Consider the following 20,404-nt stretch of genomic DNA (forward strand, 5'->3'; position numbering starts at 1 on the left):
CGTCAGGCGGCGCCCGCCAATCGTGCCGCCTCTTCCAGGTCCACGCTGACCAGTCGGCTGACGCCCGGCTCGCGCATGGTGACGCCCGAGAGCTGGTGCGCGGCTTCCATCGTGGCCTTGTTGTGGCTCACGAACAGGAACTGCACCTTCTCGCTCATCTCCTTGACCATGTTGGCGAGGCGGCCGACGTTGGCTTCGTCCAGCGGCGCGTCCACCTCGTCCAGCAGGCAGAACGGCGCGGGGTTGAGCTGGAAGATCGCAAACACCAGCGCCACCGCCGTCATCGCCTTCTCGCCACCGGACAACAGCGAGATGCTTGACACGCGCTTGCCCGGCGGCCGCGCCATGATGGCGACACCGGTGTCGAGAAGGTCTTCACCGGTGAGTTCAAGGTAGGCATGGCCACCGCCGAACAGGCGTGGGTACAGCTGCTGCACGCCGGCGTTGACGCGGTCGAAGGTGTCCTTGAAGCGGCCGCGGGTCTCGCGGTCGATCTTGCGGATCGCGTCTTCCAGGGTTTCCAGCGCGGTGGTCAGGTCGGTGTTCTGCGCGTCCAGGTACTCCGAGCGCTGCGAGGCTTCGCCGTACTCCTGGATGGCGGCCAGGTTGACCGGCTCCAGGCGACGCATGCGCCCGTCGATCTGGTGCACCGTCTGTTCCCAATCGGACACGCGCGCCTCTTCGGGCAGCGTATTGATCACGTCCTGCAGCACGAACCCGGCCTTCTCCACCGACGCCGACAGCTGCTCGGCGCTCAGCACCAGCGCCTGCTGGTCGAGCTTGCGCTGGGAAATACGCTCGCGCTGGGCCAGGGCCTGCTCGTCGCGCTTGTGTCGGGTCTGCTCGAAATTGCGCAGTTCCGCATCGATGCCGTCCAGCAGCGTCCGCGCCTCGCCCAGCACGCGGTCGGCACGGACGCGTTCGCTCAGCGCGTTCTGGTGCTCGGCCTGCAGGCTCTGCACCGGCGAGTCGCCCTGGTCCAGCTGCGAATGCAGCTCGCCCAGGCGGGTGTCGAGCTGGCCACGCTGGGTGCTCATACGCTCCAGCGCCTGGCTCAGCGAGGCGATCTGGGTGCGCTGCGACTCCAGGGTGAGGGCCAGCGAGTGCGCGCTCTCGCGCACGTTGCGGGCCTGGTCGCGCGCCTGGTCGCGGGCATCGGTGAGCTGGCGGCGCTCGCCTTCCAGCGCGGCGCGCACCGCTTCCAGGTCGCCCATGCTGGTAACCGCATCGTCGAGGCGTGCGCGTGCTTCGCGCACCTGCTCGCGGCCGGTATCGAGGGTTTCCAGCAACTGCACCAGCTCGCCTTCGATGCGGTCGATGCGGGTCCGGGCGGCCTCGACCTTGCCCTGCTGGCTCTGCAGCTGGCCACCGAGTTCGGAGACGCTGCGATGGGCCTGGTAGAGGTGGCGCTGCGCGTCCTCGCGATGCTGCTCGCCGGCCAGCAACTGTTCGCGGAAGGCGGAGAGCTGTTGTTCCAGCGCGGCTTCGCGCTCCTGCAGGGTATCGATCTGCGCGCGCAGGGTGACGATCTCGCGCTCGCGCAGCAGCGCGCCCTGCTTGGCCGCGCCGGAGCGCGACACGCGCACCCAGCCTTCGCCCAGGCGTTCGCCGCCGCGGGTGATGACCGAATCGCCTTCGGCCAGCGTGGGTTGCAGCGCACGCGCCGCATCCAGGTCGTCCGCCGCGTGCAGGCGCGCGAGCAGGCGACGGATCGCGGTCGGCCCCTGCACCTTGGCCGCCAGCGAGGTGGGCGCGACATTGAGCGCCTCCTGGCTGTCGGACACCAGCGCGATGCGGCCGTCGCCGAGCTCGGCCAGTTCGCCGACCAGTTGCTCGGGAGCGGCCACCAGCACGCCTTCGATGAGCTGGCCGAGCGCGCTTTCCACCGCGTTTTCCCAACCGCTTTCGACGGTGAGGCGCTCGCCCACGCGCGCGCCGGAATCCAGCCCACGCGACTTCAGCCACGCCACGGCGGCGCCCTGCTCCTGGCCGAGGGCGGCCTGCTGCAGGGTTTCCAGTGACGACAGGCGACCGCGCGCGGCCTGTGCCTGCTTGCGGATCTCGGCCAGTTCGGTCTGGCCCGTGCGCTGGCGGTCCTGCAGTGCGGCCACGGCCTGCTTGCGTTGCTCGACCAGTTCGGTGAGCCCGTCCAGCGACTCCTTCTGGGCTTCATGCTGCAGGTGCAGTTCCTCGAACACCTCGGCCAGCGCGTCCAGGTCCAGGCCGGTGCGTTCGGCGCTGAGCGCTTCACGGCGGCGGTCGGCCTCCAGCACCTGGCGATCGAGGTAGTCCACGCGGGTGCGCTCGACTTCGCCGGCGCGCGAGGCCTCGGAGGTGCTGCGGGTGTGGGCTTCCCAACGCTGCTGCCAGTCGGCGAGGCGGGCTTCGGCATCGCGCAGGGCTTCCTGCTTGATCTCGTTTTCTTCCTGCAGTTGTTCCAGTCGCGGCTCGGCCTCGTCCACCGACTCGCGCAATACGGCCAGCTTGGCTTCGTCGCCGCTGATGTGCTGGCCAAGTTCGGCCAGGGCCTGCTGTGCTTCGTCGCGCGCCTTGTTCAGGCGCTGCGCCATTTCGTGCTGGTGCTGGATCTGCTGCTCGAGGCGGGCCAGCGTGCTGCCCACCTGGTAGACCTCGGCCTGTGCGGTGCTGAGCGCATCGGCGGCTTCCTCGCGGCGCACGCGGCTGGTTTCGATACGCGCTTCGGCGTCACGTTGTTCGGCGATGAACTGCTGCAGGCGGGTTTCTTCCTGCGAGAGCGCTTCGCGCAGGCCACTGAGGCGGCCATCGAGGCCGCGATATTCCAGCGCCTTCCACTCGGCATCCTTGACCCGGCGCTCTTCCTGCAACGCCTGGTACTGCTCGGCCTGGCGGGCCTGGCGCTTGAGGTGTTCGAGCTGCTTGCCGATTTCCTCGCGGAGGTCGCCGAGGCGGTCGAGGTTTTCGCGGGTATGCCGGATGCGGGTTTCGGTTTCCTTGCGGCGCTCCTTGTACTTGGAGATGCCGGCGGCCTCTTCCAGGTAGACGCGCAGGTCTTCGGGGCGGGCTTCGATGATCTGGCTGATCATGCCCTGTTCGATGATGGAGTAACTGCGCGGCCCCAGGCCGGTGCCGAGGAACAGGTCGGTGATGTCGCGACGTCGGCACTTGGTGCCATTGAGATAATAGTTGCTGCTGCCGTCGCGGCTGACCTGGCGCTTGACCGAGATTTCGTTGAACGAGGCGTACTCGCCGGAAATGGTGTGGTCGGTATTGTCGAAAATAAGTTCGACGGTCGCCTGGGAGACCGGCTTGCGCGCGGAGGAGCCGGAGAAAATGACGTCGGTGAGCGAATCGCCACGCAGGCGGCTGGCCGAGCTTTCGCCCATGACCCAGCGCACGGCGTCGATGATGTTGGACTTGCCACAGCCATTGGGCCCCACCACGCCGGTCATGTTGGTCGGCAGGTGGAGCGTGGTCGGATCGACGAAGGACTTGAAGCCGGACAGCTTGATCGTGGACAGACGCATGGCGGGGTTGGTTTCCGGGGCGAGGGCCTGAAGCGACCCCCGCCAGGGTGGATGTCGGGGCGATTCCCACCTTCAAGCCATTGATGTTGCTGGGTTTCAATGGCCCCAAGGGCGACGCGATAGCCTGAGTATAACGGGGCAGCTGTTTGCTGGGGGTTGGGGGTTTTTGAATGCTTGAAGGCGTCAAGGCGCGGAGCCAGCGCCAAAGCCAAAGCACGGCTTCTCACCTGCGGCGCACGCGGGGCGGTGCGGGAGGGGGCGCGGGACACGCCGTAAACCCCGCTCCGCGGTCCGGCAAAGCGAGAGGGTGCGGGAGAGCGTAGCGCCACGCCATGCGTGGCTGCCTTTGCCGCTCCTATTTACCGCTCGCCTCCTCAACATCCATTTCTCACTACCCCGCCAGTGACGTCGGCACCGCTGCAGCCCCACCCCAACCGCCCACCCCGATATCCCCTGCAGAGGGTGGCGGGTAGCCTTGGCCGGGACCGTTGTGCGCCATGGGTCCGGCGCATGCGCCGGACGGGTTGGGCCGGACGCCCAACCCCGGTCTTGCCGCTTGTGCAGGATTGCACGAGCGCGCAAGGCGCACATCGAGCCCCCATGGACGGGTTTACGGCGTGTCCCGGCCAAGGCTACCCGCCACCCTCCCCCGGAAAGCCAAGGCGCCAGCGCGTGCCGTAGCCTTGGCTCCCCCACAAACAAAAACGGGCACCCTCGCGGGCACCCGTTTCAGCGATTCCAGCCTTTCGGCAGGGATCAGGCCTTTTCGGCTTCCACCACCACCTTGACGGTGGTTTCGACGTCGGCGTGCAGGTGAACAGTCACCTCGTACTCGCCCACGTTGCGGAAGGCGCCTTCGCCCAGGATCACTTCGCTCTTTTCCAGCGGCAGGCCGGCAGCGGTGAAGGCTTCGGCGATATCGCGCGGGCCAACCGAACCGTACAGCTTGCCTTCGGTCGACGCATTGGCGGCGATCGTGACGCTCTTGCCTTCCAGCTTCGCCTTGCGGGCTTCGGCGTCAGCGTGGATCGACTGGGCCTTGGCTTCGTATTCGGCGCGCTTGGCTTCGAATTCGGCAACGTTGGTGCTGGTGGCCGGAACGGCCTTGCCGGTCGGGACGAGGAAGTTGCGGCCGTAGCCCGGCTTCACGTCGACCAGATCGCCCAGACCGCCGAGGTTGGTGACCTTCTGAAGAAGAATCAGCTTCATGGTGTAACTCCAAATATGTATTCGTTAGCGAGGCAGGGCCCCGCAGCGGATGGCTGTCCGAATATCCGAACGGTAGACCGTGAAACCGCCCGACGCTCTGCAGCGCGGGCGGCCAGGTCCACGAAAGCGGCGACCGAAGCCGCCGGCTTTCATCAGACGTCGTGGTTGTCGGTGTACGGGATCAGGGCCAGGAAACGGGCGCGCTTGACGGCCGTTGCCAGCTGGCGCTGGTACTTCGACTTGGTACCGGTGACGCGGCTCGGCACGATCTTGCCGTTCTCGGTCAGGTACTGGCGCAGGGTGTTGAGATCCTTGTAATCGATCTCCTTGACACCTTCGGCCGTGAACTTGCAGAACTTGCGGCGACGGAAGAACTTGGACATGTCAGTGCTCCTTAAGCGGCCGAAGCGGCGTCTTCGCCGGCATCGGTGTCAGCGGCGGGGGTGGTTTCACCTTCTTCGTCATCACGACGACGACGCTCGCCACGCTCGGGCTTGTCACCCTTCTCGTCCTTGCTCTTCATGATCAGCGACTGCTCGGTGTCGGCTTCGTCACGCTTGATGACGAGGTTGCGCAGCACGGCGTCGTTGAAGCGGAAGCTTTCCACCAGCTCGCTCAGCACGGCCTGGTCGCACTCGATGTTGAGCATGACGTAGTGGGCCTTCACCAGGTTCTGGATCGGGTAGGCCAGCTGACGACGGCCCCAGTCTTCCAGACGGTGGATGGTGCCGCTGCCGTTCTCGACCAGCGCCTTGTAGCGCTCGATCATGGCCGGGACCTGTTCGCTCTGGTCCGGATGGACCAGGAACACGACTTCGTAATGACGACTCATGTGTTTTTACCTTTCGGATGTGGCCCTTTGGGGGCCGGACAGCCCCCCGCAGGTGAACGCGGTGGGGCAAGGGTCCTGCCCGGAATCAGGCAGGAAGCCGCAAATTATGGCACAGATGCGCTGTCACGGAAACCACAGCAGCGTTCACGGGCGCAGGCCGAAGATCGCGCGCCGCCGAGAATACGCATTACCCAATGTTTTCAGCAACTTATCCTAGCTCATATCGACATGCAGCCGATGCTGGCCGCACTGCAGGCACTGAAAAAGGCAGCCCGCCATCGCCCCATCGCGACCGAGGTGTTTCAGCACCCCGTCGGGATCGCGAGGGCTTACCTCGCGAATGTCAGGCAGGACCTGGTCCAGGTACGGCGCCAGATCGTCAGCCCCTGCATACCCGAGGAAGGCACACGGGCGGTCGCAATGGGTCAACCAGACCGCCTGCTGCCACGCAGGGTAGCTCGGCGTCCGATCGCATAGTTCCAACAGCAGCTCGCGGGGAATCGCGGGCGGCGGATCGGCCGGATCGGGGGACACCCCTTCGATATCGGCCCAGCCGATGAACTCACCCGAGAATCGGGCGGCGGCCGAGCCATCGGCGATGCACCAGGGGCACAGGTAGCCTGGCGTCTCCCCGGCACAGTAGAACGAGCCCCGGTATCGCACCGAACGGCGCTGCGTGCAGCAGTCGCAGACACCCTCGACCTCCTCGAAGGATATCGAGTAGGCATTGGGCTGATACCGGAACACGGGCCGTTCGGTCATGGCAGGCGGACGATGCGGCCAACCTGCCGCGCCAAGGCCGGGCGCACCCCTGCCCCGCTCAGGCCTTGTCGGCCTCGGTGGTGAAGCTCTCGCCGCAGCCGCATTCAGCGGTCGCGTTCGGGTTCCTGAACGTGAAGGTTTCGCTCAGCCCGTGCTTGCCGAAGTCGATCTCGGTGCCGTCCACCAGCGCCAGGCTGGGGGCGTCCACGTAGATGCGGACCCCATCCTGCTCGAAGACGGTGTCGCCATCGCGCTCATCGCGGGCCAGGTCGGTGATGTGGCCCCAGCCGGAACAGCCGGTGCGGGTCACGCCGAAACGCAGGCCCAGCGCGCCGGGGGTCTGCTCGACGAACTTCTGCACACGGGCAAAGGCAACAGGGGTAAGGCTTACGGCCATGACAGGCAACTCCAGCGGATCGTGATCATTATAGAGGGTATGGCGCGGCCCGGCTTCGACGGCCGTCGCTGCGGTTCACATGGCGCGCAGCCCCGGAGAGCGCGCGAAAAATGCCTCGCAAGCCGAACACCGCACCCGTTAAACTCCGTGTTCAGAGATCGAGTCGATCAACAGAGGATTCAAGTCATGACGGTGGTCAGCGTTGAACATGCGCTTGCCGGGAAGATCCCGGAAGGCGGCGAGGCAACAGTACGCGGGTGGGTTCGTACGGTACGCGGCTCTGCGGCGCTGGCCTTCGTCAATGTCACCGATGGCTCCTGCTTCGCCCCCATCCAGGTGGTGGCCAATGACACCCTGCCCAATTTCGACGACATCAAGAGCCTGACCCCGGGCTGCTCGGTGATCGCCCGCGGCACGCTGGTGAAGTCCCAGGGCAAGGGCCAGTCGTTCGAAATCCAGGCCCACGACATCGAGATCGTCGGCCTGGTCGACGACCCGCTGACCTACCCGATCCAGCCCAAGCCGATGAGCGCGGAGTTCCTGCGCGAAGTGGCGCACCTGCGCCCGCGCACCAACCTGTTCGGCGCGGTCACCCGCATCCGCAACTGCCTGTCCCAGGCGGTACACCGGTTCTTCCACCAGAACGGGTTCAACTGGATCAGCACCCCGATCATCACCACCTCCGATGCCGAAGGCGCCGGCCAGATGTTCCGGGTCTCGACCCTGGACATGGCCAACCTGCCGCGCAACGACAAGGGCGAGGTCGATTTCAGCCGTGACTTCTTCGGCAAGGAAACCTTCCTGACCGTGTCCGGCCAGCTCAACGTGGAGGCCTACTGCCTGGCGCTGAGCAAGGTCTACACGTTCGGCCCGACCTTCCGCGCCGAGAACTCCAACACCACCCGCCACCTGGCGGAATTCTGGATGATCGAGCCGGAAATCGCCTTCGCCGACCTGGCCGAAGACGCGCGCCTGGCCGAGCAGTTCCTGAAGTACCTGTTCCGCGCGGTGCTCGACGAGCGCGGCGACGACCTGGCCTTCCTGGCCGAGCGCGTGGACAAGAACGCGATCACCAAGCTGGAAGCGTTCATCAATGCCCCGTTCGAGCAGATCGACTACTCCGAGGCGGTGAAGCTGCTGCAGAAGGCCGACAAGAAGTTCGACTTCCCGGTCGAATGGGGCCTGGACCTGCAGACCGAACACGAGCGCTGGCTGACCGAGGAGCACATCGGCCGCCCGGTGGTGGTGACCAACTACCCCGAGCACATCAAGGCGTTCTACATGCGCCTGAACGACGACGGCAAGACCGTCGCGGCGATGGACGTGCTGGCACCGGGCATCGGCGAGATCATCGGCGGCAGCCAGCGCGAAGAGCGCCTGGACGTGCTGGACGCGCGCATGGCGCAGTTCGGCCTGGACCCGGCGCATTACGGCTGGTACCGCGATTTCCGCCGCTACGGGTCGGTCCCGCACGCCGGTTTCGGCCTGGGCTTCGAGCGCCTGGTGGTGTACGTGTGCGGGCTGGGCAATATCCGCGACGCGATCCCCTACCCGCGCGCACCGGGTACCGCCGAGTTCTGATCCACGCGCGCTGGTCCATCCAAGGAGGCCCTGACCCATGACCCTGTTCTTCGCGCTGTGTTTCGTCGGCGTGGCGATCGCCGGGTTCAGTGCCTTCGTGATCTTCTGGCCGCTGACCCTGATCCACATCCGCGACCGCCACCCGCCGCTGGCCGAACGCTTCGGCAGCGGCGCGTTCCTGCGCCCGGACGCGCTGCGCTGGCTGCTCGGCCGTGACTACCGGCAGACCCCCGACCGGGCGCTGTCCGGGCTGGCGACACCGGCCTGGGTGTCGCTGCTGACCCTGCTGGCCGGACTGGGCATGGCTGCCCTGCTCTGGCTGCTTTCGATGGTATTGATATGAACGACACCCCCACCCACCGCGACGAGTGGTTCCTGGCCAGCCTGGGCAACACGCTGATCTGGGCCCGTCTGCGCGTGCGCCCCGCCGGCACCGCCGAGGTGCTGGACAGCGACGGCAACACGCTGAGCTACGACAGCGAAGACACCGCGCGTTCGCAACTGTTCGACGCCGAGTTCGTCGCCTACGACGGCCTGGACGAAGAAGACGCCCTGATCCGCGGCTTCTCGCTGCATGAAGTGCAGCCGCCGCAGGCCGACAGCGACGATGCCCTGCACGGCCGCATGATCCAGAGCCTGGGCGCCCGCGCGTAACCGACGATGTTCATCCCGTCCGCCTTCGTCGAGACCGACCTGATCTGGCTGGACCGGCTGCTGGCGCGCGATGCGTTCGTCACCCTGGTCACCACCGGCGCCGACGGACTGCCGCAGGCCACGCGGATGCCGGTGCTGTACCGGCGCGACGCCGATGGCATCCTGATCGAAGGCCACTGGGCCAAGCCCAACCCGCAGGCGGGCCATGCCGGCCCCGCGTTGATGCTCGTGCACGGCCCGCATGCGTATGTCTCCCCCGGCTGGTATCCGGACAACGCCGTCAGGAACGGCGTTGGACAGCCCAAGGCTGGCCCGCAGGGTGAGCCCCAGGGACGGGGTGAACACAAGGCCGCACAGGCGCGTGTGCCGACCTGGAATTACGCCGCCGCGGAACTGCGCGGCGTACTGGAGCCGGTCACCGATGATGAGGCACTGATCGCGATGCTGGATGGCCTGAGCGCGCACTACGAAGCGCAGGTCGGCGGCGACTGGGACCTGCTGCCGATCGAGCCGCGCCAACAGCGCATGCTCGCCGGCATTGTCGGTTTCCGTTTCCGCCCGGCGCAGGTGCAGATCAAACTCAAACTCAGCCAGAACCATCCCGAGGCCAACCAGTCCAGCGTGATCGACGCGCTGTCGGCACTGGACGCCCCGGCGTCACGCGAGCTGGCGCAGTGGATGCGCTGGCGCCGCGAGGGCGGCACCGCCGCCGACTGACCTCCCCCTCCTGCGACGACGCGGCCGGCCTGGCCGCGCCTTGCCCCCACCCGACGTCAGGGACCCCGCACGATGAAAGACATCCACAAGCTGCTGCAGAACAACCGCGAATGGGCGGACCGGATCGAAAAAGAAGACCCGGAGTTTTTCCACCAGCTGGCCAAGCAGCAGCACCCGGAATACCTGTGGATCGGCTGCTCGGATTCCCGCGTGCCGGCCAACCAGATCATCGGCATGGCGCCGGGCGAAGTGTTCGTGCATCGCAACGTGGCCAACGTGGTCGTGCATACCGATCTGAACTGCCTGAGCGTGATCCAGTACGCGGTGGACCAGTTGAAGGTGAAGCACATCCTGATCGTGGGCCACTACGGCTGCGGCGGCGTGCACGCCACCCTGCACAACACGCGCGTGGGCCTGGCCGACAACTGGCTGCGGCACGTGGGCGACGTGGCGCAGAAGCACGCGTCGATCATGGATGCGATCGACGACCCGGAGCTGAAGCACGCGCGGCTGTGCGAACTGAACGTGATCGAGCAGGTGGTCAATGCCTGCCGCTCGACGATCGTGCAGGACGCCTGGGCGCGCGGCCAGAAGCTGATGGTGCACGGCTGGGTGTACAGCCTGAAGGACGGGCGGGTGCGCGAGATGGGCATCGACGTCGGTGCGCCGGAAGACCTGCAGCCGGCCTATGAGCGGGCGCTGGCGCACGTTCCGCGTCGCGGCAAGCGCGACTGACCTCCCCCACTACGGACCTTGCGCCATGCTCCCGATGCCGATCAATCTGCTGGGCTGGATCGAAGAACACCGGCACCTGCTCAAGCCGCCGGTCGGCAACAAGATGATCGAGGACGGCGACTTCATCGTGATGGTGGTGGGCGGCCCGAACAGCCGCACCGACTTCCATTACGACGAGGGCCCCGAGTGGTTCTATCAGCTTGAAGGCGAGATGACGCTGAAGGTGCAGGAGGATGGCGCAGTGCGCGACATTCCGATCCGCGCCGGCGAGATCTTCCTGCTGCCGGGCAAGGTGCCGCACTCGCCGCGCCGCCCGGCTGGCGGCGTGGGCCTGGTGGTGGAGCGCAAGCGGCTGGCGCACGAGCGCGATGGGCTGCTGTGGTACTGCGAGCGCTGCAACCACAAGCTGTACGAAGAGTACTTCGCGCTGGAGAACATCGAGACCGACCTGCCGAAGGTGTTCGCGCGCTACCAGTCGTCGCTGGATCTGCGGACGTGTGATGCGTGCGGGCACGTGGATCCGTTGCCGGGCAGTGCGGTGGCGGTTGAGGGGTGAGGGCTCGGACGCGGATGGATGCATGTGCGCGTTTTGTGGGCTGGCAGATGCGGGGGAGAAGGGGCCGGTAGGGTCGATCCTCGATCGAGTGCCGATACCTCTTCTTCATGCGATGGCAGCATGACCTCTGAATGAAGAGCAGCCGAGCATGGCTCGGCTCTACCAAGCGTTTTCCGCGTTTTTTCCGCCTTTTTTTTCCGCGGTTGCCGCGGTTGCCGCGGTTGCCGGCGTTCCGGCGTTCCGATCGTTTCCGACGTTTCCGGCGTTCCGAGTTCCGACGTTCCGACGTTCCGACGTTCCGACGTTCCCAGCGTTTCCCGTATTTCCTATTTCCGCCGTTCCCCACGTTTCCCGGCGTTCCGAGCGTTTCCGGGCGTTTCCGAGCGTTTCCGGGCGTTCCGGCGTTCCGGCGTTCCGGCGTTCAGGCGTTCCCAGCGTTTCCCGCAGTTCCCGTATTCCGACGTTCCCCACGTTTTCCCGGCGTTCCGAGCGTTTCCGGGCGCTCCCGGCGTTCCCGGCGTCTCCAGCCTCTCCAGCGTTTCCGGCGTTTCCGGCGTTTCCGGCGTTTCCGGCGTTTCCGGCGTTTCCGGCGTTTCCGGCGTTTCCGGCGTTTCCCGCGTCTCCCGCGTCTCCCGTGTTCCCCCGTGTTCCCCGTGTTCCCTCTGTTCCCCGTGCCCCCCTGTTCCCAGCATTTCCCGGCGTTTCCCTCATTGCCGGAGTCTTCCCGCGCTTCCCGGCATTTCCGGCATTTCCGGCATCTCCGGCATCTCCGGCATTTCCGGCATTTCCGGCATTTCCGGCATTTCCCATGGAAACCGACCCACTGCTGGGGGGTGCGTGTGCGTGTGCGTTGCCGGGACCGTGTGTTGCCATGGATGGCAACGCCGAGCCCCCGGGAGTGAGGGCGCTTTGCTTGCGAGGCACCGCCTCGCAAGCGCCCGAACGCACAGGCGCCAGCGGCTGGGCCGGACCGCCGCGCGGGGTTTGCTGCGTGTCCCGGCACCCCACCCGCACCGCGCCAGCCCAGCCGACGACCCGACAGGACGCCATTGCTGTTACGGCTACCTTTACCAACACACACCCCACGACACCCCACACCCCCACCACCGGATAAACTGTCGGTCACTGTCACCGCTGGTCGCACCATGTCCGACATTCTCAGCCGCACCCATGCCGTTGCCCTGGACGCCGCCGATCCCCTGCGCGCCATCCGCAGCGAGTTCGTGTTCCCGCAGCACAACCATCGCGACCAGGTCTACTTCGTCGGCAATTCGCTTGGCCTGCAGCCGCGGGCTGCGCGCGCGGCGGTGCAGGAGGTGATGGACAAATGGGCCAGCCTGGCCGTCGAAGGCCACTTCACCGGCGACACCCAGTGGCTGCGCTACCACCGCCTGGTCAGCGAACAGCTCGCCCGCGTCGTGGGCGCGTTGCCCAGTGAAGTGGTCGCCATGAACACCCTCAGCGTCAACCTGCACCTGATGATGGTCAGCTTCTACCGGCCCAGCGCGCAGCGCCCGGCGATCCTGATCGAAGCCGGCGCGTTTCCCACCGATCGCCACGCGGTCGAATCGCAGATCCGCTTCCATGGCTTCGACCCGGCCACCGACCTCATCGAGGTGCAGCCCGACGAACCCAACGGCACGATTTCCCTGCAGGCCATCGAGCGTGCGATCACCCAACATGGCCCGCGCCTGGCGCTGGTGCTGTGGCCCGGCGTGCAGTACCGCAGCGGCCAGGTGTTCGACCTGGAGGCGATCACCCGCATGGCCCGCCTGCAGGGCGCCCGGGTCGGTTTCGACCTGGCGCACTCGGTCGGCAACGTGCCCCTGCACCTGCATGACATCGCGCCCGACTTCGCGGTCTGGTGCCATTACAAGTACCTCAACGCCGGCCCGGGCGCCGTGGCTGGCTGCTTCGTCCATGAACGCCACCACCGCGACACCACCTTGCCGCGTTTTGCCGGGTGGTGGGGACACGAAGAGGCTACCCGCTTCAAGATGGCCCCGCAGTTCGTGCCCGCCATCGGCGCCGAAGGCTGGCAGTTGAGCAACCCGCCGGTGCTGGGCCTGGCGCCGCTGCGCGCGGCCCTGGACGTGGTCGACAAGGCCGGCGGTATCGCCATGCTGCGCGCCAAATCGTTGCGCCTCACCGGGCTGCTGGATTCGCTGGTGCGCGCCCGTCTGGCCGGCGTGCTGGAGGTGCTCACCCCCAGCGAACCCGAGCGTCGCGGCTGCCAGCTCTCGCTGCGCGTGGTCGGCGGGCGCGAGCGTGGGCGCAGCCTGTTCGAGTACCTGCAGACCGTCGGCGTGCTCGGCGACTGGCGCGAGCCCGACGTCATCCGCATCTCGCCCACCCCGCTCTACAACCGTTACCAGGACCTGCACCACTTCATCGATGAAGTGGGCGCCTGGGCCGGCCACTAAGCCGCGCCCCCTCCCCCTTGCGGACACCGACTTGATCGCTACCCCCTCACGCTCGCTGAGCATCATCGGCGCCGGCCTGGCCGGCTCCCTGCTCGCCATCCTGCTGTCGCGCCAAGGCTGGCGCATCACCCTCTACGAGCGCCGCGGCGACCCGCGCATCAGCGACTACGAGTCCGGCCGTTCGATCAACCTGGCGCTGGCCGAGCGCGGACGCAATGCGCTGCGCCAGGCCGGCGTGGAAGACGCGGTCATGGCCAAGGCCGTGATGATGCGCGGCCGGATGGTGCATCCCCGCCAGGGCGAGCCGCAGTTGCAGCGCTACGGCCGCGACGACAGCGAGGTGATCTGGTCGATCCACCGCAAGGACCTCAACACCACGCTGCTGCAGCTGGCCGAGGACGCCGGCGCGCAGGTGCACTTCCACCGCCGCCTGCACACCGTGGATTTCGATGCCGGCTACGCCCGCTTCATCGACGACCGCGACGACCAGCCGCATGACATCCGCTTCGACACCCTGATCGGCGCCGACGGTGCCGGCTCGGCGCTGCGCGCGGCGATGAACCGCAAGCAGCCGCTGGACGAGCGCATCGAGTTCCTGGACCACTCCTACAAGGAGCTGGAGATCCCGCCGACCGCCGACGGCGGCTTCCGCATCGAGGCCAACGCCCTGCACATCTGGCCGCGCGGGCATTACATGTGCATCGCCCTGCCCAACGACGAAGGCACCTTCACCGTCACCCTGTTCCTGCCCAACACGGGCGAGCCCAGCTTTGCCACCACCACCACGGGCGCCGAAGCCGAGGCGCTGTTCGCGCGCGACTTCCCCGATGCGCTGGCGCTGATCCCCAACCTGCGCCGCGACTGGGAAGAACATCCGCCGGGCCTGCTCGGCACGCTGCACCTCACCCACTGGCACCTGCAGGGCCGCGCCGTGCTGCTCGGCGATGCCGCGCATGCGATGGTGCCGTTCCACGGCCAGGGCATGAACTGCGCGTTCGAGGACTGCGTGGCGCTGGCCGGCCACCTGCTGGCGCAGGATTCGCTGGCCGCGGCCTTCGCCGCGTTCGAGGCCGACCGCAAGCCGAATGCCGAGGCGATCCAGCAGATGGCGCTGGAGAACTACCTGGAGATGCGCGACCGCGTGGCCGATCCGGCGTTCCTGCTGCAGCGCGAGCTCGAACAGGCGCTGCAGGCACGCTGGCCGACCCGCTTCGTGCCGCACTACACCATGGTGACCTTCCTGCACACACCGTATGCGGTGGCGCTGGCGCGCACCGAACTGCAGCGGCGCATCCTGGAGGACGCCACCGCCGGGCATGACAGCATGGACCACATCGACTGGCCGGCGCTGGAGCGGATCGTGCACGCGCAGTTGCCGGTGCTGGAGGGCGCACACTGATGGCAGACAGCTTCCTGTTCTACGACCTGGAGACCTTCGGCCAGGACCCTCGGCGCACCCGCATCGCGCAGTTCGCCGCGATCCGTACCGATGCCGAGCTGAACATCATCGAGGCGCCGGTCAGCTTCTACGTCAAGCCGGCCGACGACCTGCTGCCCTCGCCGGTGGCCACGCTGATCACCGGCATTACCCCGCAGCACGCGCTCGCCACCGGCGTCAGCGAGGCCGACGCGTTTTCGCGCATCAACGACCTGATGGCGCGACCGGGCACCTGCTCGCTGGGCTACAACACGCTGCGCTTCGACGATGAGTTCGTGCGCCACGGGTTGTTCCGCAACTTCTACGATCCCTACGAGCGCGAGTGGCGCAACGGCAATTCGCGCTGGGACCTGCTGGACATGATGCGCCTGCTGCACGCGCTGCGCCCCGAGGGCGTGGTGTGGCCGCAGCGCGAAGATGGCGCCACCTCGTTCAAACTCGAGCACCTGGCCACCGCCAACGACGTGCGCCAGGGCGATGCCCATGAGGCGCTGTCGGACGTGTACGCCACCATCGGCATGGCACGCCTGTTCAAACAGGCGCAGCCGCGGCTGTGGGACTACGCCCTGAAGCTGCGCGACAAGCGCTTCGTGGCCAGCCTGCTCGACGTGGAGGCGATGCAGCCGGTCCTGCACATCTCGATGCGCTATCCGGCCCAGCGCCTGTGCGCCGCCCCGGTGCTGCCGCTGGCACGCCATCCGTACATCAGCAACCGGGTCATCGTGTTCGACCTGGACGGCGACGTCGACGCGCTGCTGGCATTGCCCGCCGAGACCATCGCCGCACGCCTGTACACCCGCGCCGCCGACCTGGCCGAGGGCGAACAGCGCGTGCCGCTCAAGGAAGTGCACGTCAACAAGGTGCCTGCGCTGGTCGCCTGGAACCACCTGCGGGCCGCCGACCATGCGCGCCTTGGCCTGGACGTGGCCGCCATCGAAGCCAAGGCCGCGCGCCTGCGCGAGCTGGGACCGGCATTGGCCGAGAAGGCCCGCCAGGTGTTCGGCGGCGAACGTGCGCTGCCCCCAAGCGACGTGGATGCCTCGCTGTACGACGGTTTCCTGGCCGACGGCGACAAGGCATTGATGGCCCGCATCCGCACGAGTCCACCGGCCGAACTGGCCAGCTTCGCCGAGCGCCTGCGCGACCCGCGCATGCCCGAGCTGCTGTTCCGCTACCGCGCACGCAATCATCTGGACACCCTGGACGCGACCGAGCACTCACGCTGGAACGACTATCGTCGCCAGCGCCTGCTCGGCGACACCGCGCTGGGCGAGCAGAACCTGCCGCAGTTCCGCCAACAACTGGATGCACTGGCCACCGAGCACGCCGCCGACCCGGCCCGGCTCGCCCTGCTGCAACAGTTGCGCGACTGGGGCACCCACCTGGAGCAGAGCCTGTGAGCAGCTATTTCACCCCCAAGAGCTTCACGTTCCTGCGTGGGCTGGCCCGCAACAACGACAAGAGCTGGTTCAACGAGCACAAACCGCAGTACGAGGAGCACGTGCGCCAGCCGTTCCTGCGCCTGATCGCCGACCTGCAGCCCGACCTGGCCGCAGTCAGCCCGCATTTCCGCGCCGACCCGCGCGGCGTGGGTGGCTCGCTGTTCCGCATCTACCGCGACGCGCGCTTCTCCAACGACAAATCGCCCTACAAGAGCTGGCAGGGCGCGCGCCTGTTCCATGAGCGCCGCAGGCAGGTACCCGCGCCGTCGTTCTACATCCACCTGCAGCCAGGCGAAAGCTTCGTCGGTGCCGGCCTGTGGCATCCCGAGCCGGCCACGCAGCGCAAGGTGCGGCATTTCATCGTCGACAACCCGGGCAGCTGGAAGGCCGCCGCGCACTCGCCGGTGCTGCGGAAGAAGTTCGACTTCGAGGAAAGCGAAAAGCTGGTGCGTGCCCCGCGCGGCTTCGAGCCGGACTTCGAGTTCATCGATGACCTCAAACACCGCAACTGGGTGTTCTGGCGCGCGCTGGACGACGCCACCATGACCGGCCCGCGCCTGCGCCAGACCATCGCCGCCGACCTGGTCACGCTGGGGCCGTTCGTGGACTACCTGTGCGCCGCGCTGGACCTGGAGTTCTGAGCCGCATGCCGACGCCGTCTCCCGTGGCGCTGCGCCCGCTCGGCCGCAGCGGCCTGCAGGTATCGCAGGTCGCGCTGGGCTGCTCGGGCTTCTGGGGCCATCGCCGTTTCGCCGAAGACCAGGCCGAGCGCATCGTGCGCTACGCGCTGGAGCGCGGCGTCAACCTGTTCGACACCGGCCACAATTACGCCGCCTTCAATGCCGAGCCGCGGCTGGGGCGCATCCTCCAGCGCGCGTTCGCCGCGCACCCGCGCGATGGGCTGGTGATCTCCAGCAAGGCCGGCACCCTCACCGGGCAGGCCGGGGTAAGCGGTGCCGAACACCGCGATTTTTCCCCGGAGGCCATCGAGCGCAGCTGCGCCGCCTCGCTGCGCAACCTGCACTGCGACCACCTGGACATCTTCCAGCTGCACGGCATCGGCGTGCCACAGATCACCGACGAGCTGCTCTCGGCACTGGCGCGCATGCGCCGCAACGGCATGTTCCGCCTGCTCGGCATCAATACCCACACGGCCGGCACCATGCGGTTCATGGCTGCCCACCCCGGCATGTTCGATGTCGCGCTGATCGACTACAACGCCCTGCAGCAGGACCGCGAACCGCTGATCGCGGCCATGCACGCGGCGGGCATCGGCGTCCTGGCCGGCACCGTGCTGGCCCAGGGCCACCTGCTGCCCGCACGGCCGCGGGTGCCGCGCCTGGCCGACGCGTGGTACCTCGCCCGCGCGTGGTTGAAGCCGTCCAGCCGCGAACTGATGCGCAGTGCGCGCACGATGCAGCGCGCGGTCGCCACGGTGCGGTCGCAGACGCCCGCGCAGACCGCGTTCGCCTACGTGCTGCAGAACCCGGCGATCGCCAGCGGCGTGCTCGGCACCACCCGCATCGGCAACCTGGCGCAGGTCCTGGACACGCGGGTGGACGCACTGCAAGCGGACGAGCGCGCGCGCCTGGTGGCCGCCTTCCAGTCAGGGCGATCGCCAAGCCAGTAAGCCTTCACATTTCCCGACACCCACTGCGGCAAGCTCAACCCGATGCCCTGCAGATGCGTGATGTGATGAAAAAGCTTCCCTGGTTGCTGCTGGCCCTGCTGCTGCTGTTGGCAGGCGTGTTTTTCAGTGGCCCCTACCTCACCGTGCGCGGCCTGTCGCAGGCCATCGAAACCCGCGACACCGCCAAGCTCGACCGCTACGTGGACTTCCCGATGCTGCGGGCCAACCTGCGCGCGCAGCTCAACGACTACGTGGTCCGCCGCGCCGGCGCTGACGTGCAGTCCAACGTCATCGGCGCGCTGCTGCTGTCGGCCAGCGAAACGCTCACCGGCACCGCGGTGGACGCGATGGTCACCCCGACCGGGATCGGCGCGCTGCTGGAAGGCCACACCCTGTGGAAACGCGCCCGCAACGACCTGGAAAGCAGCGACGCGTACGCGGCACCGCGCAAGGCACGGCCGCTGCAGGGCGCCACGCATCGCTTCGAGTCGTTGTCGCGCTTCACCGCCACCACCCACACCCCGGATGGCACCCCCGTGGTTTTCGTGCTGCAGCGCTCCGGCCTGCGTTGGAAGCTGGTCGACATCCGCCTGCCGCTGGTCAGCGCGCCGGATGTGCCGTCGGGCCTGCCGCTCCGGTAAGCACGGCCGCGGCCCGCCACGGCGATAGGTCAGCCGTCGTTGGCCACGCCATGCGGTACGTGGCCGGCGGCCACGCGCTGGTGCTGGCGGGCGCTGTCGATGTTGTGCTGCGAATCGTCGAAGAAGATGTCGGCCCCGAACGCTTCCAGGAACGGCCCCTTGTGCCGCCCGCCCAGGAACAGCGCTTCATCCAGGCGCACGCCCCACTCGCGCAGCGTGCGGATCACCCGCTCGTGCGCCGGCGCCGAACGCGCGGTGACCAGCGCGGTGCGGATCGGGGCATCCTCGCCCGAGGGGAACACGGCCTGCAGGGTGTGCAGGGCGGAGAGGAAGTTGCGGAACGGGCCACCGCTGAGCGGCTCGCGCGCGTTCTCGCGCTCGTGCCGGCCAAACGCTTCCACGCCCTGCTCGCGCGAGATGCGCTCGCTCTCATCGCCGAAGATCACCGCATCGCCATCGAAGGCGATCCGCAGCTGGCCCAGCGGCCGGCCCAGGTCGACCTGCTCGGCCGCGGCGATGGTCTCGCCTGGCGGCTTCGGCAGGATGGTGGCCGCCGCGATGCCATGCAGCAGCGCGCGGCGCACCGATTCCGGGTTGGCCGACAGGAACAGGTCGGTACCGAACGGCTTCACGTAGGGCCAGGTCGGCTCGCCGGCAGTGAACGTGGCGCGGATGATGCCCAGGCCGTAGTGCTGGATGGAATTGAAGATGCGCAGGCCGGTGTCGGCCGAGTTGCGCGAAAGCAGGATCACTTCCACGCGCGGCGACTCCGGGGACTGGCCCTGGTTGAGCGCCAACAGCTTGCGCACTACCGGGAACGCCACGCCGGGGCGCAGTACGTCGTCCTCGTGCTTGCGCTGGTACTCGGCGTAGGCGTCCACGCCTTCGGCCTCGAACAGCGCGTGGCCTTCTTCCAGGTCGAACAGCGCGCGCGAGGTCACCGCGACGGTCAGCAGACGGGGGGTGTTGTCGCCCATGGCACTCAGCAATCCAATGCGGCCGAAGCGGCCGGCCAGCCATTGTCCCACAGTGCGCGGCCGTCACGCCCGGGTGGGCTCAGAACATGAACTGTTCGCTGAGGATGCGGTCTTCCAGGTTGTGCTCCTGGTCGAACAGCAGCGTCACCCGGCGCTCGCGCGACTCGCGGATGGTCACTTCCACCACGTCGCGGGTTTCGTGCGAGTCGGCGGTCACGCTGACCGGGCGCTTGTAGGGGTCCAGCACGCGGAAGCGCACTTCGGTGTCGGCCTTGAGGATCGCCCCACGCCAGCGACGCGGGCGGTACGGGGCCAGCGGGGTGAGCGCGATGGTGTGCGAGCCCAGCGGCAGGATCGGGCCGTGCGCGGAATAGTTGTAGGCGGTGCTGCCGGCCGGGGTGGCCACCAGCACGCCATCGCCGATCAGCTCGGCCACCCGCTCCTGGCCATTGAGGTCCACGCCGATGTGCGCGGCCTGGCGGGTCTGGCGCAGCAGCGACACATCGTTGTACGCCAGCGACCCGGTGGTGGTACCCGATTCGGTCAATGCCAGCATCTCCAGCGGGCGCAGATTGGCCGGCTCGGCCGCCGCCAGGCGTGCCGGCAGGTCGTCATCACGGAACTGGTTCATCAGGAAACCCACCGTGCCCAGCTTCATCCCGAACACCGGCTTGCCCAGCGCCGCGTAGCGATGCAGGGTCTGCAGCATGAAGCCATCGCCGCCGAGCGGGCACAGCACATCGGCCTGCTCGGGCGCGCACGTGCCATACCGGGCCAGCATGACGGCCAAGGCCTGCTGCGCGGCCTCGGTGTTGCTGGCCAGGAAGGCGATACGGGGGGTGTCGCTCATCGGTGGATCCGGGTGGGGTATGCCAGCAAGAGCATACCCGGTCGTGCCGGCCGC

Annotated in this window: 21 protein-coding genes; 12 read left to right on the forward strand and 9 right to left on the reverse strand. The window is 67.6% G+C overall.

Annotated features, from left to right (window positions below):
• Nucleotides 1-2 precede the first annotated feature (2 nt).
• The 6 genes from smc to M2421_RS03265 all read right to left on the reverse strand — a co-directional run bounded on the left by smc (nucleotide 3) and on the right by M2421_RS03265 (nucleotide 6,706).
• Nucleotides 3-3,506 (reverse strand): chromosome segregation protein SMC, encoded by a 3,504-nt coding sequence (smc, locus tag M2421_RS03240; RefSeq protein WP_259203193.1) that lies wholly within the window; start codon nucleotides 3,504-3,506, stop codon nucleotides 3-5.
• Nucleotides 3,507-4,262: 756 nt separating this feature from the next.
• Nucleotides 4,263-4,715 (reverse strand): 50S ribosomal protein L9, encoded by a 453-nt coding sequence (rplI, locus tag M2421_RS03245; RefSeq protein ID WP_259203194.1) that lies wholly within the window; start codon nucleotides 4,713-4,715, stop codon nucleotides 4,263-4,265.
• Between the two features lie 152 nt (nucleotides 4,716-4,867).
• The gene (rpsR, locus tag M2421_RS03250; protein WP_002804494.1) at nucleotides 4,868-5,098 is read right to left on the reverse strand and encodes a 30S ribosomal protein S18; all 231 of its coding nucleotides are present in this window, start codon (nucleotides 5,096-5,098) and stop codon (nucleotides 4,868-4,870) included.
• Nucleotides 5,099-5,109: 11 nt separating this feature from the next.
• A complete protein-coding gene (gene rpsF / locus M2421_RS03255; protein WP_259203201.1) occupies nucleotides 5,110-5,547 on the reverse strand; it encodes a 30S ribosomal protein S6 in 438 nt (145 codons plus the stop codon).
• Between the two features lie 213 nt (nucleotides 5,548-5,760).
• The gene (locus M2421_RS03260) at nucleotides 5,761-6,309 is read right to left on the reverse strand and encodes a CbrC family protein (protein ID WP_259203203.1); all 549 of its coding nucleotides are present in this window, start codon (nucleotides 6,307-6,309) and stop codon (nucleotides 5,761-5,763) included.
• A 58-nt stretch (nucleotides 6,310-6,367) separates the two neighbouring features.
• A complete protein-coding gene (locus M2421_RS03265) occupies nucleotides 6,368-6,706 on the reverse strand; it encodes an iron-sulfur cluster assembly accessory protein (protein ID WP_259203205.1) in 339 nt (112 codons plus the stop codon).
• Between the two features lie 186 nt (nucleotides 6,707-6,892).
• Here M2421_RS03265 and asnS point away from each other — a divergent pair, with 186 nt between their 5' ends.
• The 6 genes from asnS (at nucleotide 6,893) to M2421_RS03295 (ending at nucleotide 10,949) form a co-directional block, all read left to right on the forward strand.
• The gene (gene asnS, locus M2421_RS03270) at nucleotides 6,893-8,287 is read left to right on the forward strand and encodes an asparagine--tRNA ligase (protein WP_259203206.1); all 1,395 of its coding nucleotides are present in this window, start codon (nucleotides 6,893-6,895) and stop codon (nucleotides 8,285-8,287) included.
• A gap of 37 nt (nucleotides 8,288-8,324) precedes the next feature.
• Nucleotides 8,325-8,630, forward strand: coding sequence for a hypothetical protein (locus M2421_RS03275; RefSeq protein ID WP_259203208.1), 306 nt, complete (start codon nucleotides 8,325-8,327; stop codon nucleotides 8,628-8,630).
• A complete protein-coding gene (locus M2421_RS03280) occupies nucleotides 8,627-8,941 on the forward strand; it encodes a hypothetical protein (RefSeq protein ID WP_259203211.1) in 315 nt (104 codons plus the stop codon). The genes M2421_RS03275 and M2421_RS03280 overlap by 4 nt, the downstream gene beginning before the upstream one ends.
• Nucleotides 8,942-8,947: 6 nt before the next feature.
• Complete coding sequence (locus M2421_RS03285; RefSeq protein ID WP_259203212.1) at nucleotides 8,948-9,658, forward strand: FMN-binding negative transcriptional regulator; 711 nt, start codon at nucleotides 8,948-8,950, stop codon at nucleotides 9,656-9,658.
• 72 nt (nucleotides 9,659-9,730) lie between these two features.
• A complete protein-coding gene (gene can / locus M2421_RS03290) occupies nucleotides 9,731-10,393 on the forward strand; it encodes a carbonate dehydratase (protein WP_259203213.1) in 663 nt (220 codons plus the stop codon).
• 25 nt (nucleotides 10,394-10,418) lie between these two features.
• Nucleotides 10,419-10,949: a 3-hydroxyanthranilate 3,4-dioxygenase gene (locus M2421_RS03295; protein WP_259203215.1), complete on the forward strand. Its 531-nt coding sequence runs from the start codon at nucleotides 10,419-10,421 to the stop codon at nucleotides 10,947-10,949.
• Nucleotides 10,950-11,108: 159 nt separating this feature from the next.
• Here M2421_RS03295 and M2421_RS03300 read toward each other — a convergent pair whose 3' ends face one another.
• Nucleotides 11,109-11,660, reverse strand: a complete 552-nt coding sequence (locus tag M2421_RS03300; RefSeq protein ID WP_259203217.1) for a hypothetical protein — start codon at nucleotides 11,658-11,660, stop codon at nucleotides 11,109-11,111.
• A 434-nt stretch (nucleotides 11,661-12,094) separates the two neighbouring features.
• Here M2421_RS03300 and kynU point away from each other — a divergent pair, with 434 nt between their 5' ends.
• From kynU to M2421_RS03330, 6 genes are all read left to right on the forward strand, one after another.
• Nucleotides 12,095-13,372 (forward strand): kynureninase, encoded by a 1,278-nt coding sequence (gene kynU, locus M2421_RS03305; RefSeq protein ID WP_259203218.1) that lies wholly within the window; start codon nucleotides 12,095-12,097, stop codon nucleotides 13,370-13,372.
• Between the two features lie 31 nt (nucleotides 13,373-13,403).
• Nucleotides 13,404-14,771, forward strand: coding sequence for an FAD-dependent monooxygenase (locus M2421_RS03310; protein WP_259203219.1), 1,368 nt, complete (start codon nucleotides 13,404-13,406; stop codon nucleotides 14,769-14,771).
• The gene (gene sbcB, locus M2421_RS03315) at nucleotides 14,771-16,210 is read left to right on the forward strand and encodes an exodeoxyribonuclease I (protein WP_259203220.1); all 1,440 of its coding nucleotides are present in this window, start codon (nucleotides 14,771-14,773) and stop codon (nucleotides 16,208-16,210) included. The genes M2421_RS03310 and sbcB overlap by 1 nt, the downstream gene beginning before the upstream one ends.
• Nucleotides 16,207-16,893 (forward strand): DUF2461 domain-containing protein, encoded by a 687-nt coding sequence (locus M2421_RS03320; RefSeq protein ID WP_259203222.1) that lies wholly within the window; start codon nucleotides 16,207-16,209, stop codon nucleotides 16,891-16,893. Before sbcB ends, M2421_RS03320 begins: the two co-directional genes overlap by 4 nt.
• A gap of 5 nt (nucleotides 16,894-16,898) precedes the next feature.
• The gene (locus M2421_RS03325) at nucleotides 16,899-17,882 is read left to right on the forward strand and encodes an aldo/keto reductase (RefSeq protein ID WP_259203225.1); all 984 of its coding nucleotides are present in this window, start codon (nucleotides 16,899-16,901) and stop codon (nucleotides 17,880-17,882) included.
• Nucleotides 17,883-17,947: 65 nt separating this feature from the next.
• On the forward strand, nucleotides 17,948-18,523 hold the full coding sequence (locus M2421_RS03330) for a DUF2939 domain-containing protein (RefSeq protein ID WP_259203227.1): 576 nt from the start codon (nucleotides 17,948-17,950) through the stop codon (nucleotides 18,521-18,523).
• Between the two features lie 29 nt (nucleotides 18,524-18,552).
• Here M2421_RS03330 and M2421_RS03335 read toward each other — a convergent pair whose 3' ends face one another.
• Entirely contained in the window at nucleotides 18,553-19,500 is a 948-nt protein-coding gene (locus tag M2421_RS03335) for a 5'-nucleotidase (protein ID WP_259203230.1), read from the reverse strand.
• Nucleotides 19,501-19,579: 79 nt separating this feature from the next.
• Nucleotides 19,580-20,350, reverse strand: a complete 771-nt coding sequence (locus M2421_RS03340) for an NAD kinase (RefSeq protein WP_259203232.1) — start codon at nucleotides 20,348-20,350, stop codon at nucleotides 19,580-19,582.
• Nucleotides 20,351-20,404: the final 54 nt, after the last annotated feature.

The organism is Stenotrophomonas sp. BIGb0135, from assembly GCF_024810105.1.
Lineage (GTDB): Bacteria > Pseudomonadota > Gammaproteobacteria > Xanthomonadales > Xanthomonadaceae > Stenotrophomonas > Stenotrophomonas maltophilia_AB.